The organism is Nocardioides oleivorans, assembly GCF_004137255.1.
GTDB classification, from domain to species: Bacteria; Actinomycetota; Actinomycetes; order Propionibacteriales; family Nocardioidaceae; genus Nocardioides; species Nocardioides oleivorans.
In genome coordinates, this window is sequence record NZ_SDWT01000001.1 from 1,155,520 (window position 1) to 1,170,940 (window position 15,421).

Here is a 15,421-nt window from a genome sequence, read left to right on the forward strand (position 1 = left end):
GTGATCTTCAAGCGGGTGGGCGTCGGCCGGCCCTACCCCGAGCACGGGCTGACGTCCCGCGAGTGGGCCGACCTGCCTCCGCGGCAGGTGCGCCTCGACGACCTGGTGACCACCAAGGACACGCTCCAGCTCGACACCCTGCTCGACGAGGACTCGACCTTCTACGGCGACCTGTTCGCCCACGTCGTCCACTGGCGCGGCGACCTCTACCTCGAGGACGGCCTGCACCGCGCCCTCCGCGCCGCGCTCCAGCAGCGCAGCGTGCTCCACGCCCGCATCCACCAGTCGGTGGACACGTGAGCGGCGCCCTCAAGTCCGCAGCCACCCTCGGCGTGCTCGTGGGCCTCCTCCTCGTCGCCACGCTGTGGGGATGGGCGGCCTTCACCGAGCCGTTCCCGAAGGACGAGCCGGTCGCGATCTGCGAGGAGGCGAGCGTCGCCGCCGGCGACGAGGTGCGCCGCGACCAGGTCGTGGTCAGCGTCTACAACGGCAGCGGCCGCAGCGGCCTGGCCGGCACGGCGAGCGCGCAGCTCGAGGAGCGCGGCTTCGTCCCCGGTGACATCGGCAACGCGCCGGAGCCCTCGCCGGCCACGCAGATCTGGGCCGACGACCCGACCAACCCCGCGGTCGACCTGGTCCGCCAGCAGTTCAAGGGCGCCAAGGTCGTCCCCGGCACCGCGCTCGGCCCCGGCGTCGTGGTGATCCTCGGCGAGGGCTTCGAGACCCTGAAGAAGAAGCAGGTCGAGTCGGTCGTCGCCCAGGCCGACGCGACGTACTGCCGGGCCACCGGCTCCGAGTAGTCCTACTGCTCGGTGCCCCGCTCGACCTCGCGCCGCTTGCTGTCACCGAGCCAGAGCGCGAGGCGGCCGTTGGCCGAGACCTGCCGCAGCCGCTCCTCGGTGGCCTCGCGGAGCTTGCGCGGGGTGACCACCAGCAGGTCGTCGCCGGCCCGGAGGACGGTACGACGCTCCGGCACCAGCACGTTGTCGGCGCGGATCACCAGCGAGACCGAGGAGCCCTGCGGCAGCCGGAGCTCGCCGACCTCGACGCCGTGCATCCGCGACCTGGGCGCGATGGTGACCTGGAGCAGGTCGGCGGCGACCTTGTCGAGCGGCGCGGCCTCGACCTCCAGGCCGCGCGGCTCGTTGCGCTGGGCGACGCCGAGGGTCCGGGCCACCCAGGGCAGGGTCGGGCCGGTGAGCAGCGTGTAGATCACGACCATCACGAAGACGATGTCGAAGATGTCGTAGGAGCCCTCGACGCCCTCGGAGAGCGGGATCGTCGCGAGGACGATCGGCACCGCTCCGCGCAGGCCGGCCCAGGAGATGAAGGCGAGGTCGCGCGCGGCCATCGGCTGCACGACGCTGCTGACGAACACCGACAGCGGGCGCGCCACCACCGTGAGCACGAGCCCGGTCGCGAGCGCCTGGACGACCGTGTCGAGGTCGATGCGCGACGGCGAGAGCAGCAGGCCCAGCATGACGAACAGGCCGATCTGGGCGAGCCAGGCGACACCCTCGGAGAACGACCGGGTGGCCACCCGGTGCGGCAGCTCGCTGTTGCCGAGGATCAGCGCGGCGACGTAGATCGCGGCGAAGCCGGACGCGTGCACTGCAGCGGCGGCGCCGTACGCCGTGAACGCCAGGCACAGCACGGCCAGCGGGTAGAGGCCCGAGGACGGCAGCGCGGCCCGGCGCATGACCCACGCCCCGGCGACGCCGCACGCCACGCCGATCAGGGCGCCGGCGATCAGCTCGAACACGATCAGTCCGGCCGTCTCGAGCACGCCCGACTCGGCGGCCGCGCCGGTGGAGATGATGCCGACGAGCACCACGGTCGGGGCGTCGTTGAGGCCGGACTCGGCCTCGAGCGCCCCGGTCAGGCGCTTGGGCAGCGGCAGCGCGCGCAGCACGGAGAACACCGCCGCCGCGTCGGTCGGCGAGCAGATCGCGCCGAGCAGGATCGCGAGCTCCCACGGCAGGCCGAGGAGGTAGTGCGTGCCGACGGCGACGACCGCGACCGAGACCGCGACGCCGAGGGTCGCCAGCGAGAGGCCCAGGCGCACGCTGGAGCGCATCTGGCGCCAGTCGGTGGTGAGACCACCCTCGGCGAGGATGATCGCCAGGGCGCCGAAGCCGAGCGCGTGCGCGAGCTTGGCGTCGTCGAACTGGATCCCGAAGGGACCGCCCTCGCCGAGCGCGACCCCGATCAGGAGGTAGATCAGCAGCGACGGGAGCCCGGCACCGGCCGAGACCCGGACAGCGAGGATCGCCGCCAGCGTGACCACAGCACCGACCAGCACGAACAGGTCGAGCTGGTGGACGTCGAAGGTCACCGGCACCCCGTCTCTGGTTGTCGCTGGCAGTTGTGTGCCACGATCCTATCGGTGCGGGAGGGAGCCGGACCGTCGTCGTTCCACGCCCTCGGGGGCGGGAATACCCGACGTCCTCAGGACGTTTGGGGACGGCCTGTTCCGGGTACCCCCCACCCGGACGAAAGGGTGTGATCGATGTACGGCGACACCGCCGCGGGCCGCAAGCGCGTCGCCCAGCTGCGCGAGCAGGGTGGCGACATCCGCGCCCTCGCCGCCCGGCTCGTCGCCCAGGCCGAGGCCGTGCCGTGGCACGGCAAGGCCGCCGACTCGATGCGCGAGCGGATCAAGGAGCGCGCCTCGCACCTCCGCGCCGCAGCCGCCCACCACGAGACCGCCGCCGACTCCCTCGCCAGGCACCTCGGTGAGGTCGACACCCTCAAGGAGGCGATCGACGTGCGCAGCACCAAGGCCACCACGCTCGTCGAGGACGCCCGCACCCGTGCCAGCGAGTCCGGCGACGACGCGGAGGGCACCGAGCCCGACGCGAGCGACGCCGCCCTGCTCGCGTTCGACCCTCCCCCGGCCGGTCACAAGGACTGGCTGACCGTGACGCTCCCGGGGCTCTGACCACATGGTGACCATCGACCTGACCACCCCGCCCCCGCCGCCCACGAGCATCCTCGACGGGATGGCCCGGCGGCTGGCCCTCACGCTGCCCGAGCTGCGCCACATGGCCGGCCTCGCCGGCGACGCACCGCTCCCCTTCGACGTACGCGACTCCGACGGCACCGCCCACGGCGCGGGATCACTGTCCGGACGCCTCGGCCAGAGCCGCGGCTCCGTCGAGGACTCCGCCTACACCGACGCCCTGGGCACCCTCCACGACCCGGACGACTCGCTGCGGCGACGCGGCCTGATCACCGACGACGGCGCCGACCCCGGCATCATCGGCGCGATCGGCCTCCTCGCCACCCCCCGGCTCGCGCTCGACCTCGACGTCGCCGCCGGCGGCACCCAGGTGAAGGCCTGGCACCGCCAGACCGGACACGCCGTCGCCAGCCTGTCGACGTGCGACGGGATCGTCTTCGAGCTGGCGTGGTTCCCCGTCGACCAGTGGACGACCGAGCTGGCCCGGGTGACCGCCGTGCCGGAGGACCTCCCGGTCACCACGTCACAGGTCCCGGCCCTGCTCGACGTCCCCTACGCCCTGGCCGACTCCGTGGGCGAGGCCCTGCGGGCCGGACGCTCCGACCTCGTGCCGGTGCTGGTCGGCCAGTCCGACGGCGCGGTCCACGCCGACGGCGACGAGCTCGGCGACGCCGAGGCATCCGCAGCCGTCTCCTGCGTCCACACCGAGAGCCGCGGCCGGCTGCGGATCCTGGCCGCCGAGGTCTCCGAGCGCGCGACCACCTCGGTCGGCGTCATCTCGTGGGTGCTGCTCAAGGACGGGTGGCACTCCCTGACCCCGCGCCACGACGACGGCGCCCGGGTCGCCGTGGCGCGCGTCGACCCCGACGACCTGGCCACCGAGCTCGCACCCGTGCTCGCGCAGGTCGTCCAGGCCGGCCCCGGAGAGGACGTGGCCTGACATGGGCGACCTCGAGATCCCCCGCACGCACGCCGCCGAGTCCGAGGCCGACTCCTCGGCGTCGGTCATCGCCGACAAGTACGACCAGATGCTGGCGCTGGCCGACCTGTTCGACTCCTCCGGCAACGAGATGCGCACCCGTGCCCGCCTCGGGGCCGAGATCCTCGGCGACGACGACGTCGTGGACTCGGGCGAGCTCTCGAAGGCCACCTGGGGCCAGGCAGAGGAGGACGTCCGCGCCGCGACGACGGGCAAGCACGGGCTGCTGACCCGATCGGTCGAGCTCGACGCCGACGCCCTCGTCGTACGCGCCACGGTCCTCACCTACCGGTGGATCGACGAGCTCCAGCAGGCCGCCTACAAGACCCTCGGCTCCATCGCGGGCCGCGCCATCGGCTACCTCGCACCCGAGGTCGCGCTCGGCGGCGCCATCGTCAGTGCCGGCCTGATCGAGGCCGACGCGCTCGACCGCGACGGCGTCACCGCCTACCTGAGCGAGCTCGCCGACAGCAACCCCGACCTGATGGACCACCTGTCCGGTGGCGGCGGCCTGCTCGACGGCCTGCACATGCGCTCGCTGCTCACCGCGGGCGTGCTCGCCTCCGACCAGGGCGCCCACGCGGCCCGGGGTGGCCTGCGCGCGATCGGGATCGACCCCTTCTCGACCGACGCGGTGTCCGCCTTCCGCGACTCGGCCGGCTCGTTCGTCGAGGTCGAGACCCCCGATCCCGAGGCCTCCAGCGACGAGGGCACCGCGCCCCGCTCGCTCGAGGAGCTGATGGCCAACCTGGTCGCCGAGGACCGCAGGATCAGCGTCCAGCGCGTCGGCACCGGGCGCTACATCGCCTACCTCCCCAGCGGCCTCGGCGACGACACCGGCCGGCTGCGCCTCGTCGGGGCCGACCCGTCGACCTCGGCCCGCCAGGTCGTCCGCGCGATCGAGAAGGCGGTGACCGACGACGACGCCCGGGTGATGCTCGTCGGCTCCGCGGCAGGCGGCGCGCTCGCGGCCGAGATCGCCGCCGGCGCCAGCTCCGAGCGCTTCGTGGTCGACCAGGTCGTCACCGCGGGCGCCCCCTCGGCGCTGGTCCCCCGGATCCCCGAGACGACCCGCATGCTCTCGCTCGAGGACCGCTCCGACCCGGTCGCGCTGCTCGGCTCCTTGATCAACGCCCGCACGAGCAACCGCGTCACGGTCGTCTTCGACGGCTCCAGTGCCGACGGCGGCCCGCTCTACGTCGCCGGCGCCCGCGCCGCCGACGTCGCCGAGCACCCCGAGCTCCGAGCCGAGATCGCACGGATGCAGGAGCTGGGCTACCTCGCGGGCTGATCGAGCCGGTCGCCCGGTGCTGTTGCCGTCAGACGATCCCGTGCACGAACTCGCCGAGCTGGGCGAGGTTGCGGCACTCGGTCATCGGCACGACCTCCCCGTAGGTGTCCGCCGCGCTGTCGCCCGACCCCCAGTGGCGCGGGTGCTCGGGGTTGAGCCACCACGCGTGCCGCGCCCGACCGGCGAGGTCGGACAGCACGGGGAGCGCCAGGTCGCTGTAGTTCGACCGGGCGTCGCCCAGCACGAGCAGTGACGACCGCGGGCCGATCGCGTCGCCGTGCTGCTCGGCGAACCGGGTGAGCGCGCGTCCGTAGTTGGTCCGCCCGAAGAGCGCCGCCTGCGAGATCCTCGGCGCGAGCGCCTCCATCACCTCGACCACGTCGGCTCCGCGGCGGAAGGTGTCGGTGACCTCCACGACGTCGTCGACGAAGGTGAACGCGCGCACCCCCGAGAACGCCTCCCGGAGCGCGAAGACGAGCAGCAGGGTGAACTGCGCGAAGTTCGCCACCGAGCCGCTGACGTCGCACAGCACGACGAGGTCGGTGCGGTGCGGGCGCTTCGGGCGGTGGTACGTCGTCAGCGGGACCCCGCCGGTCGCGATCGAGGCGCGCACCGTGCGGCGTACGTCGAGGGGGCCGCGACGCTGGGCGTGCTGCTCCTTGGCCAGCCGGGCCGCGAGCCTGCGCGCCAGTGGGTAGATCTCGCGGCGCATCTCCTCGAGGTCGCTCCGGCGGGCGGCGGTGAAGTCGAGCCGGTCGATCGTGGGACGGACGGTCACGTCGGCGACGTGCTCGGGGCCCTTCTCCTCCGCGATCCGGCGGCGGGCGTCGCCCTCGACCATCCGGGTGAAGTCGCCGATGCGGCGCCCGGCGGTCCGCTGCGCGCGGTCGCCGTCCAGTCCGTCGGCGAGCAGCCCCTGCACGAGCCGGTCCAGCAGCTCGGCCGGCGACACGCGCTGGAGGGAGGTGTACGCCGACCAGCTCGACAGGCCGGGTCCGCGACCGGGCATCGCGCCGAAGCGGGCGACCGCCTCGACTGCAAGGTCCTGCAACGCCTGCTGGTCGCCGGACGCGAGCGCCGCCGCGAGGGCCTGCCGGAAGCGGGCGAGCTCCGGGCCGGTGTCGCGGGGCCCGGCCTCGTCCGGCAGCTCGTCGCCGGCGACGCCGCTGCCGACCAGCCGCGGGTAGTAGATGTCGAAGACCGCGTCGAAGGTGACCCGCTGCGGCTGCCGCTTGACCAGCGTGGCGGCGTACGCCCCCCGCACGGTCTCGCGGTCGTGCCAGCGCACCTGCTCGAGCGCCGCGATCGCGTCGAGCCCCTCGGCCAGCGAGACCGACAGGCCCGCGGAGCGCAGCGCCTCCACGAAGCCGATGTGGGTGTCGAGCAGGCTCATCGCGACCTCACCCGGACGCCAGCTTCAGCTCCTTGATCGCGCGCTGCTGGTCGGAGGCGTGCTTGAGCACGACGCCCAGCGTGCGCGCGACGGTGGCCTCGTCGAGGTCACCGATCTGCAGCGCGATGAGGGTCCGCGCCCAGTCGACCGACTCCGCGATCGAGGGGGCCTTCTTGAGCTCGAGCTCGCGCAGGCGTACGACGACGTCGACGAGCTGGGCGGCGACCCTGTCGTCCAGGCCGGGGACCTGGCTGCTGACGATCTCCCGCTCGCGCTCGGCGTCGGGGTAGTCGAGGTGCAGGAACAGGCAGCGTCGCTTGACCGCCTCGGACAGCTCACGGCTGGCGTTGGAGGTCAGCACGACGAAGGGGCGCCGGGTCGCGGTGACCGTGCCGAGCTCGGGGATCGTGACCTGGAAGTCGCTCAGCACCTCGAGCAGCAGGCCCTCGACCTCCACGTCGGTCTTGTCGACCTCGTCGACGAGCAACACGGTCGGGTCGTCGCGCCGGATCGCGCTCAGCAGCGGACGGGTGAGCAGGAACTCCTCGGTGAAGATGTCGTCGTGGGTCTCGTCCCACGTCGCGTCACTCCCTCGCGAGGGGGCCTGCGCCGCCTGGATGCGGAGCAGCTGCTTCTTGTAGTTCCACTCGTAGAGCGCCCGAGCCTCGTCGAGCCCCTCGTAGCACTGCAGCCGCACCAGCTCGGCACCCGTCGCCCGCGCGACCGCCTTGGCCAGCTCGGTCTTGCCGACGCCTGCCGGTCCCTCGACCAGCAGCGGCTTCTCCAGCGCCCCCGCGAGGTACGCCGTCAGTGCCGTCGCGTCGTCGGTGAGGTAGCCGGCCGCGCGCAGGCGGCCGGCCGCGTCGTCGGCGGACTCGAACCAGGTGGAGGTCACGGGATCGACACTATCTGCGTGCCTCCGACGAGCTGAGGAGGTTTGCTCGCGGAGCGCTCGCTGCGCTCACGCCCTTCCGTTCCCGCCGTCTCTGCTGAGCCCATCGCGGAGCGATGGGCTCAGCAGAGAGGGCGGGATTCGAACCCGCGGTAGGTCTCCCTACGACCGCTTTCAAGGCGGTTCCGATCGGCCGCTCCGGCACCTCTCCTCGTACGACGCCGGAGCGTCGCACATCGCCGGACTCTACCCAACGGGTCCGGGGCATCCCTCGCGTGATGAAATCTCCGCCGTGACGTCCGAGACCGCCACCGTCTACCGCCTCGCCCCCGCCGTCGCGGCGCGCCTGCTGGGCGTGGTGCTGTGCGTGGTCGCCGTGCTCATCCTCGTGTGCACCATCGCGATCGCGGTCGTCGACCTGCACACCGTGTTCCTGCTCGTGCCGGTCGGGCTCACGATCGCGCTCCTGGTCGCGACGTGGTGGACGTGGCGCGAGAAGGGCTGGGTCGTCCGGGCCACCGACGAGGGCTACCGCGTCCAGTGGGTGCGCGGCGTCGGCGCCGCGTCCGGCCGCTGGAAGGACGTCGAGGACGCCGTCACCACGACCGTCGCGGACGCGCCCGTGGTGGTGCTCCGACTGCGTGACGGCCGGACCAGCACGATCCCGGTGGAGATGCTCGCCATCAACCGCGAGGCGTTCGTGCGCGAGCTCCAGGAGCACCTCCAGCGCGGCCAGGGCCTCCGCAAGTCCTGACGCCGATCGACGCAGGCCGGCGGAACTCGCGACCTGATTCGGCGCTGGAGCGCCCGGCCTTGTAGCCTTCTCTGCGCCCGACCTTCGGATCGGGCATGGAGGCGTCGCCTAGTCCGGTCTATGGCGCCCGCCTGCTAAGCGGGTTTGGGGCTACAACCCCATCGAGGGTTCAAATCCCTCCGCCTCCGCCGCGATTCGGCCCCCTTCTGCGGAAGGGGGCCGATCCTTTTGCCGCCGATCGGCCGAATTGCAACCTTTTGCAGGTATCTGCAATGCACAGACCTGCAACACCATGGGTGTGACGCCACCACGGGCGTGGGGGAGAATGACAGTGTCATCCCCTGTGACATGAAACCCTCGAGGTGAAAGACATGACCCCTGTACGCCGCTTTGCCGCAGCAGCCCTCGTGGCCGCACTCGGCTCCGGATTCATCGGCCTCGGGGCCACCGCAGCACACGCCGACACGACCTGGGGCTTCAAGTCCAAGGGCAGCCAGAACCTCGGCGACACGACCTGGGGCTTCAAGTCCAGGGGCAGCCAGAACCTGGGCGACACGACCTGGGGCTTCAAGATCAAGACGCTCGACTGACCTGACGTGCCATGATGTGCACGCAGTGAAGAGCCGGGACCCGGACCCCTCAACCCCCCACGAGTTCTGGTCCGGAAGCCTCCCCCACAGGCGAGTCCCGGCCGCGAGGGCAGCAACTCATCGAGTTGCTGCCCTCGTCCTGCTTCGGGCCTGTCGAACCGCTCAGCGGCGGCCGGCGGCACCCTCGTCGGTCTCGCGACCGGAGATGCCCCGCTTGCCCATCTCGTAGCCGAGCTGGAACCGCGTCTCCACCTCGAACTCGCTCTTCAGGTCGGCGACGTAGCCGGCGTACGTCCTCGGGCTGACGCCGAGCCGTTTGGCGCCGGCCGGGTCCGCCCTGCCCTCGAGCAGCATCCGGATGGTCATCGCGCGCTGCTCCGCGGCGATGTCGCGCATGAGCGAGGTCTCGCTGCTCGTGAACGGCCGCGCGCGCTCCCAGTGCCGCTCGAACATGTCGACGAGGTAGCTCACCATCGACGGCTCGCTGATCACCATCGCGGCGCTCACGCCCTCGTGGCTGGGGATGATCGCCAGTCGCCGGTCGACCACGATGAGCCGGTTGAAGAACTCGTCGAGGGTGCGCACCTCGGCGCCCTCGGCGGTCACCGCGGCGACGTACTTGCGGGTGTCGGCACCCCGTCGGGCCGCGTGCTGGTAGAGCGTGCGCATCTTCACCCCGCGTCGCAGGGCCGCGATCTCGCGTGCGCCCGCCGCCCCGAGCTGCTTGACGCCCCGGCGGTCCTGCGGCTGCGCGGTGAGCAGCTCCTCCTCCGCGTCGCTGACCATCGACGCCAGGAAGCTGCCGATGGTCGCGCCGCGGATCTCGGCGAACGGGCCGCCGACGGCGCTGGGCGAGCGGCGCCACGCGTGCGAGAGCGTGCTGAAGGCCTGCGCCCAGTGGGCCGACTCGGCGATCAGCTCGGCGCCCTGCTGGCCGAGCGGAGCGACGACCTGGGCCTGCACTGCGGCCGGGTCGACCGCGCGCCACTGGGCGCCGTCCTCGCTCTTCACGACGAGGCCGACCTCGACCAGGAGCTCGAAGGCCTCCTGGAGCTCACCACGCTTGACGATGCGCTTGTCGGTGGCGCTCAGGCCGCCGGACGCGACGATCTCCTCGTAGAGCGGCGTGGCCTGCTCCTCGAACATCCCGCGTTCGTGCTGCCCCAGGGGCATGACTCACCTCGCCTTCCCAACGCGACCCCATCACGTCCCCGTAGGGGGTGATGCTGCCACAACGTGCCCAACCACAGCCCCCTGCAACGCGTACGACCCGCGTCCCCGAGACGGTGGGGAGACGGGTCGTACGACGCTGCGGCGGGCCTCGCCCGCCGGAGGAGATCAGGCGTCGAGGCGGGCCTTGAGCGTGTCGAGCTCGCTCCAGAGGACGGCCGGCAGGTCGTCGCCGAACTTCTCGAACCACTCCTCGATCTGCGGGATCTCGGCCTTCCACTCCGCGGCGTCGACGGCGAGGGCCTGGGCGACCTGCTCCTCGGTGAGGTCGAGCCCGTCGATGTCGAGCGAGCCCGGCGCCGGCACGTGGCCGATCGGGGTCTCGATCGCCGCCGCCTGGCCGTCGATGCGCTCGATGACCCACTTCAGGACGCGGCTGTTCTCACCGAACCCGGGCCAGAGGAACCCGCCCTCGTCGTCGCGGCGGAACCAGTTGACGTAGAAGATCTTCGGCAGCTTGGCCGCGTCGTTGTCCTTGCCGATGCCGACCCAGTGGCCGAAGTAGTCACCGGCGTTGTAGCCGATGAACGGCAGCATCGCCATCGGGTCGCGGCGGACCACGCCGACGGCGCCGACGGCGGCCGCCGTGGTCTCCGACGACAGCGTGGCGCCCATGAAGGTGCCGTGGTTCCAGTCGCGGGCCTCGGTGACGAGCGGGATCGTCGTCTTGCGGCGACCACCGAACAGGATCGCGTCGATCGGCACGCCGCGCGGGTCGTCGTACTCGTCGGCGAGGATCGAGCACTGCTTGATCGGGGTGCAGTAGCGGCTGTTGGCGTGGCTGGAGAGCTCGCCGGTCTCCTCGAAGATCTCGGGCGTCCAGTGCTCGCCCTTCCAGCTGGTCGCCTCGGCCGGGGTGTCCTCCAGGCCCTCCCACCAGACGTTGCCGTCGGGGGTCAGCGCCACGTTGGTGAAGACCGAGTTGCCCTTGCGGATGGTCTCCATGGCGTGGGGGTTCGTGTGCTCGTTGGTGCCGGGCGCGACCCCGAAGAACCCGAACTCCGGGTTGACCGCCCACAGGCGACCGTCCTCGCCGATGCGCATCCAGGCGATGTCGTCGCCGATGGCCTCGACGGTCCAGCCCGGGATGGTGGGCTTGAGCATCGCGAGGTTGGTCTTGCCGCACGCGCTCGGGAAGGCGGCGGCGACGTACTTGGTCACGCCCTGCGGGGAGGTGAGCTTGAGGATGAGCATGTGCTCGGCCAGCCAGCCCTCGTCGCGCGCCATGACCGAGGCGATGCGCAGCGCGTAGCACTTCTTGCCGAGCAGGGCGTTGCCGCCGTAGCCGGAGCCGAAGCTCCAGATCATCCGCTCCTCGGGGAACTGGACGATGTACTTCGTGTCGTTGCACGGCCACGCCACGTCGGCCTGGCCGGACTCGAGCGGCATCCCGACGGAGTGGAGCGCAGGGACCCACTGCGGGTCGTTGCCTGCCTCGGCGAGCTCCTCGATCCGGTGGAGGACCTCGGTGCCCATCCGGGCCATGACCCGCATCGAGACGGTGACGTACGCCGAGTCGGTGACCTCGACGCCGAACATCGGCTTCTCGGCGTCGACGTGGCCCATCACGAAGGGGATGACGTACATCGTGCGGCCGCGCATGCAGCCGGCGTAGAGCCCCCGCATGAGCTCCTTCATCTTCGCCGGGTCCATCCAGTTGTTGGTGGGGCCGGCGTCGCGCTCGTCGACGGAGCAGATGTAGGTGCGGTCCTCGACGCGGGCGACGTCGGTCGGGTCGGAGGCCGCGTGGAACGAGTTCGGCATGACGTCGGGGTTGAGGCGGGTGAACGTGCCGGTCGCCTCGAGCGACTCGGTGAGCTGGGCCCACTCCTCGTCGGAGCCGGTGCACCAGTGGATGCTGTCGGGCTGCGTCAGCTCGGCGACCTCGGCGACCCACGCCAGGATGCCCTGGTGGGTGGTCGGGTGCCCCGTCTCGGTGGTCGTCTGGGGGTCGATCGTTGCGGTCATGACCGTTTCCTTCAGCGTGCGTAGCGGCTGGTTCGCGCGGCCTCGTTGTCGGCGACTTGCGGGGACGCTAACCGCCGCCGGAGTCCGCACATATTGGATCGATCACAGATGTGTGACGTGGGTCTCGCGGCCTCCGCATTGATTCGTTTCAGCACGCGTGGAGACGTCAGAACGCGCGAAAACCCTGCTGGAGCAGGGGTTTCGCGATCCGGGCGGGTGTGGGCGCAGCGGGCGGGTCAGGCCTCCACGACGTCGCGCACCTCGTCGAGCTCGGCCGTGTCGGCCCGGTGGGCGCGCCACGAGTGCGCGATGGCGTAGGCCCAGACGGCAGCGATCGCGAGGTAGATCGCGATGGCGACGCCACCGGGCACGGTGACCAGGTCGGCGTTGATGAGGGTGCGGGAGTTGGTGAGGACGATCAGGCCGCCGACGAGCGAGCCGAGCATGCGGGCCGGGATGACCTTGACGAGCATCGCGGCGAACGGCGCCACGATCACGCCACCGATCAGCAGGCCGGCCACGATCTGCCACTGGATGCCGGAGAAGCCGAGTGCGGTGAGGAAGCCGATCGAGGCGGCGAGGGTGACGACGAACTCCGAGGTGCTGACCGAGCCGATGACCTTGCGCGGCTCCATCCGGCCGCTGGCGAGGAGCGCCGGCGTGCCGATCGGGCCCCAGCCGCCGCCGGCGGTCGCGTCGACGAAGCCCGCCACGCCACCGAGCGGCACGAGGAACGTCCGGCCGAGCGGCTCGCCGACCCGGCTGGAGTCGAAGCCCTTCACGGTGAAGCGCACAAGGAGGTAGGAGCCGAGCGCGAGGAGGAGCACCGACATGACGACCTTCGCGAGGTCGACCGGCATGTTGACCAGGAGCGTGGCCCCGATGAAGGCGCCGATCGCGCCCGGGAGCGCGATGGTGCGTACGACGCGCCAGTCGACGTTGCCGAAAGTGTGGTGGGAGATGCCCGAGGCGGCGGTGGTGCCGAGCTGGGCGAGCTGGACCATGGCCGACGCCATCGCGGGGTTGGTGCCGATCATCAGCAGCAGCGTGGTCGAGGTGACGCCGTAGGCCATGCCCAGGCTTCCGTCGACGAGCTGGGCGGCCACGCCCACGAGGGCGAACATGACGAGCTTCTGCACGGGGACTCCTCCGAGGGCAGGATCAGGGCGTTGTCACCAAAGTACACTGAATTGATAAGTAATGCCTCATCAGTGATCGGTGTGGCCTTTCACCCACCCGCGGCGGAGCTCCCGGGATCAGTCCTCGGCGTCGAGGTCGGCGGCCACCCGGCGGTGGGCCTCCCAGATCTCTTCCGGCATCCGGTCGAACTGGGAGAGGTGCTCCTCGCGGAAGCCCATCTCCTGCCGCCAGCGCTCGTGGTCGATGGTGAGGATCCGCTCGAGGTCGTGCGGCGTGATGTCGACGCCCTCGAGGTTGAGCTCCTCCTCGGTCGGGAGGATCCCGACGGCCGTGCGCCGCCCCTCCACCTCGCCGGCCTTGAGCTGCAGCAGCCAGAGCAGCGGGCGCAGGTTGTCGCGGTAGCCGGGCCAGAGGAAGTGACCGTCGTCGGGGTCGCGCTGGAACCAGTTGACGTGCGCGAAGATCGGCTGCTCCGTCGCTGCACCGACGACGTCGAGGTAGTGGCGGGCGTAGTCGCCCTCGCCGTAGGCCATGAAGGGCCGGTTCGACATCGGGTCGTAGCGCAGCTGGCCGTCCACGCCCTCGGCGGCGAAGGTGGCCTCGGCGCCGAGCGTGAGGCCGTCGTACACGCCCTCCGCGAGGTCGGTGATCGCGCGGATCAGCGGCTCGCGGTCGCGGGTGCGACCGCCGAAGATGATCGCGTCGATCGGCACGCCCACCGGCTCGTCGTAGTCGCTCGCGATGTTGGGGACGTTGTCGAGCGTGGTGGTGAAGCGGCTGTTCGGGTGCGCCCAGGCGGCCGAGTCGTCGGACTTGCGGTCGGCCAGCGGCGCGCCGGTCCAGTCGAGCCAGCCGTGCACGTCGGTCGGCGGCTTGGGCGTCTTGCCCTCCCACCACACCTCGCCGGTGGTGGGGTTGTGGGCGACGTTGGTGAAGATCGCCCGGGTCTCCTCGCCGATGGAGGCGAGCGCGTTGGGGTTCGTCGTCTCGTTGGTGTCCTTCGCGACGCCGAAGACGCCGTACTCCGGGTTCATCCCCATCAACCGCCCGGACTCCTCGTCGACCCACAGCCAGGCGATGTCGTCGCCGTAGAACGACACGTGGTAGCGGTCGCCGAGCGCGTCGGGTGCGGCCATCATGGCCAGGTTGGTCTTGCCGGAGGCGCTGGGGAACCCACCGCAGACGTGCCAGGTCTTGCCCGTCTCCTTGTCGTGGATGCCGATGAGCATGTACTGCTCGGCGAGGAACTTCCTGCTCGCCCAGCCGTCGTACGCCCCCTGCCGCAGGCCGTGGGCGATCTTGCCCAGGAGCGCGTTGCCGCCGTAGGACGAGCCGAAGTGCAGGATCGTGCGCTCGTCGGCGACGGTGACGAAGTAGCGCTGGTCGTCGGCCGTGCCCTGGCCGAGGTGCTCGAGGTCGCCGGTCACGTGGACCGCCCGGACGAAGGAGTCCGGGTCGTCGAGGTCGTTGACGAACTGCACGCCGACACGCGCCATCCGGATCATGTGGAGCACGACGGTGCGGGTGTCGGTGAGCTCGACGCCGGCCGCCCACGGAGCCAGCGCGTTGCCGGCGGGCGCCATCAGGTAGGGGATGACGTACATCGTCTTGCCGGCGGACGCGCCGCGCATCCGGTCGTGCAGCATCGGCTTCATCTCCGAGGCCGGGCGCCAGTTGTTGTAGACGCCCCTGTCCTTCTCGTCGCTGGTCGCGACGATCGTGCGCTCCTCGGAGCGAGCGGTGTCCTTGTGGTAGCTGCGCGAGTAGTAGCGCCCGGCCCCGGCCATCTCCAGCTCCCCGGCCGCGACCGCCTCCTCCAGGAGACGCGCGTCGTCGGAGGCGTTGACCACCTCGACGCGCTCGGCTCCGGTGAGCTCGGCGTACTCCTTCACGAACTCCCGGACCTTCGGGTTCGTCACACCGGCTTCGTCCAGGACTGCCTCGAGATCTGCCATCGCGCTGCCTCTCATCGTGCGGCGGGTGCGGCCGCCGCGTGTGCGGGTCTAGGCACCCTAGGGCAAGCGTCACACCGACCGATCCACCGATATGGGGGATGCTGATTTCGCTCGGTCGGTCGGGGTCGGCTATTGTCGTGCAGTCCCCGCGGGCCAGTCGGCCGGCTCGGACATGCGCCTGTAGCTCAACGGATAGAGCATCTGACTACGGATCAGAAGGTTTGGGGTTCGAATCCCTACAGGCGCGCAGGACGTAAAGGGTCTCCA

The 15,421-nt window shown here is 71.3% G+C and carries 14 protein-coding genes and 3 tRNA genes; 9 read left to right on the forward strand and 8 right to left on the reverse strand.

Annotation, left to right across the window (positions count from 1 at the left end; all coding sequences use genetic code 11):
* Positions 1 to 300 (forward strand): type II toxin-antitoxin system VapB family antitoxin, encoded by a 300-nt coding sequence (locus EUA93_RS21485; protein ID WP_165355067.1) that lies wholly within the window; start codon positions 1 to 3, stop codon positions 298 to 300.
* Positions 297 to 800, forward strand: a complete 504-nt coding sequence (locus EUA93_RS05515) for a LytR C-terminal domain-containing protein (RefSeq protein WP_165355068.1) — start codon at positions 297 to 299, stop codon at positions 798 to 800. The genes EUA93_RS21485 and EUA93_RS05515 overlap by 4 nt, the downstream gene beginning before the upstream one ends.
* 2 nt (positions 801 to 802) lie before the next feature.
* On the opposite strand, the gene EUA93_RS05520 is transcribed toward EUA93_RS05515, so the two are convergent.
* The gene (locus tag EUA93_RS05520) at positions 803 to 2,335 is read right to left on the reverse strand and encodes a potassium/proton antiporter (protein ID WP_129399220.1); all 1,533 of its coding nucleotides are present in this window, start codon (positions 2,333 to 2,335) and stop codon (positions 803 to 805) included.
* A gap of 174 nt (positions 2,336 to 2,509) precedes the next feature.
* Between EUA93_RS05520 and EUA93_RS05525 the strand changes: the two genes are divergently transcribed.
* Genes EUA93_RS05525 through EUA93_RS05535 form a run of 3 tightly spaced genes read left to right on the forward strand, consistent with a single transcriptional unit; the run spans position 2,510 to position 5,232 of the window.
* Complete coding sequence (locus tag EUA93_RS05525) at positions 2,510 to 2,941, forward strand: hypothetical protein (protein WP_129399221.1); 432 nt, start codon at positions 2,510 to 2,512, stop codon at positions 2,939 to 2,941.
* Between the two features lie 4 nt (positions 2,942 to 2,945).
* Positions 2,946 to 3,902 carry a hypothetical protein gene (locus EUA93_RS05530; RefSeq protein ID WP_129399222.1) on the forward strand — a complete coding sequence of 319 codons (957 nt, stop codon included), beginning with the start codon at positions 2,946 to 2,948 and terminating at the stop codon, positions 3,900 to 3,902.
* A gap of 1 nt (position 3,903) precedes the next feature.
* Complete coding sequence (locus EUA93_RS05535) at positions 3,904 to 5,232, forward strand: hypothetical protein (RefSeq protein WP_129399223.1); 1,329 nt, start codon at positions 3,904 to 3,906, stop codon at positions 5,230 to 5,232.
* Between the two features lie 28 nt (positions 5,233 to 5,260).
* Here EUA93_RS05535 and EUA93_RS05540 read toward each other — a convergent pair whose 3' ends face one another.
* From EUA93_RS05540 to EUA93_RS05550, 3 genes are all read right to left on the reverse strand, one after another.
* Complete coding sequence (locus tag EUA93_RS05540) at positions 5,261 to 6,625, reverse strand: VWA domain-containing protein (RefSeq protein ID WP_129399224.1); 1,365 nt, start codon at positions 6,623 to 6,625, stop codon at positions 5,261 to 5,263.
* 7 nt (positions 6,626 to 6,632) lie between these two features.
* Positions 6,633 to 7,520, reverse strand: coding sequence for an AAA family ATPase (locus EUA93_RS05545; RefSeq protein ID WP_129399225.1), 888 nt, complete (start codon positions 7,518 to 7,520; stop codon positions 6,633 to 6,635).
* Between the two features lie 123 nt (positions 7,521 to 7,643).
* A tRNA-Ser gene (locus tag EUA93_RS05550) sits at positions 7,644 to 7,728 on the reverse strand.
* 81 nt (positions 7,729 to 7,809) lie between these two features.
* Here EUA93_RS05550 and EUA93_RS05555 point away from each other — a divergent pair.
* The 3 genes from EUA93_RS05555 to EUA93_RS21490 all read left to right on the forward strand — a co-directional run bounded on the left by EUA93_RS05555 (position 7,810) and on the right by EUA93_RS21490 (position 8,861).
* Positions 7,810 to 8,271 carry a hypothetical protein gene (locus EUA93_RS05555; RefSeq protein WP_129399226.1) on the forward strand — a complete coding sequence of 154 codons (462 nt, stop codon included), beginning with the start codon at positions 7,810 to 7,812 and terminating at the stop codon, positions 8,269 to 8,271.
* A 97-nt stretch (positions 8,272 to 8,368) separates the two neighbouring features.
* A tRNA-Ser gene (locus EUA93_RS05560) sits at positions 8,369 to 8,459 on the forward strand.
* Positions 8,460 to 8,642: 183 nt separating this feature from the next.
* Entirely contained in the window at positions 8,643 to 8,861 is a 219-nt protein-coding gene (locus tag EUA93_RS21490; protein ID WP_165355069.1) for a hypothetical protein, read from the forward strand.
* 162 nt (positions 8,862 to 9,023) lie between these two features.
* Here EUA93_RS21490 and EUA93_RS21495 read toward each other — a convergent pair whose 3' ends face one another.
* The 4 genes from EUA93_RS21495 to EUA93_RS05585 form a co-directional block, all read right to left on the reverse strand.
* A complete protein-coding gene (locus EUA93_RS21495; protein WP_165355070.1) occupies positions 9,024 to 10,007 on the reverse strand; it encodes a TrmB family transcriptional regulator in 984 nt (327 codons plus the stop codon).
* 192 nt (positions 10,008 to 10,199) lie between these two features.
* On the reverse strand, positions 10,200 to 12,059 hold the full coding sequence (locus EUA93_RS05575) for a phosphoenolpyruvate carboxykinase (GTP) (RefSeq protein WP_129399227.1): 1,860 nt from the start codon (positions 12,057 to 12,059) through the stop codon (positions 10,200 to 10,202).
* Positions 12,060 to 12,295: 236 nt separating this feature from the next.
* A complete protein-coding gene (locus tag EUA93_RS05580) occupies positions 12,296 to 13,198 on the reverse strand; it encodes a sulfite exporter TauE/SafE family protein (RefSeq protein WP_129399228.1) in 903 nt (300 codons plus the stop codon).
* A 117-nt stretch (positions 13,199 to 13,315) separates the two neighbouring features.
* On the reverse strand, positions 13,316 to 15,154 hold the full coding sequence (locus EUA93_RS05585) for a phosphoenolpyruvate carboxykinase (GTP) (RefSeq protein WP_129399229.1): 1,839 nt from the start codon (positions 15,152 to 15,154) through the stop codon (positions 13,316 to 13,318).
* A gap of 174 nt (positions 15,155 to 15,328) precedes the next feature.
* On the opposite strand from EUA93_RS05585, the gene EUA93_RS05590 reads away from it, so the two are divergent.
* Positions 15,329 to 15,401, forward strand: a tRNA-Arg gene (locus EUA93_RS05590).
* The last annotated feature ends 20 nt before the right edge of the window (positions 15,402 to 15,421 follow it).

What these genes read in the sequence shown, in the direction of transcription:
- EUA93_RS05525 (WP_129399221.1), top strand. Translation starts at nt 2,510, where the DNA reads ATGTACGGCGACACCGCCGCGGGCCGCAAGCGCGTCGCCCAGCTGCGC.
- EUA93_RS05530 (WP_129399222.1), top strand. Translation starts at nt 2,946, where the DNA reads ATGGTGACCATCGACCTGACCACCCCGCCCCCGCCGCCCACGAGCATC.
- EUA93_RS05535 (WP_129399223.1), top strand. Translation starts at nt 3,904, where the DNA reads ATGGGCGACCTCGAGATCCCCCGCACGCACGCCGCCGAGTCCGAGGCC.
- EUA93_RS05540 (WP_129399224.1), bottom strand. Translation starts at nt 6,625, where the DNA reads ATGAGCCTGCTCGACACCCACATCGGCTTCGTGGAGGCGCTGCGCTCC.
- EUA93_RS21490 (WP_165355069.1), top strand. Translation starts at nt 8,643, where the DNA reads ATGACCCCTGTACGCCGCTTTGCCGCAGCAGCCCTCGTGGCCGCACTC.
- EUA93_RS21495 (WP_165355070.1), bottom strand. Translation starts at nt 10,007, where the DNA reads ATGTTCGAGGAGCAGGCCACGCCGCTCTACGAGGAGATCGTCGCGTCC.
- EUA93_RS05575 (WP_129399227.1), bottom strand. Translation starts at nt 12,059, where the DNA reads ATGACCGCAACGATCGACCCCCAGACGACCACCGAGACGGGGCACCCG.
- EUA93_RS05585 (WP_129399229.1), bottom strand. Translation starts at nt 15,154, where the DNA reads ATGGCAGATCTCGAGGCAGTCCTGGACGAAGCCGGTGTGACGAACCCG.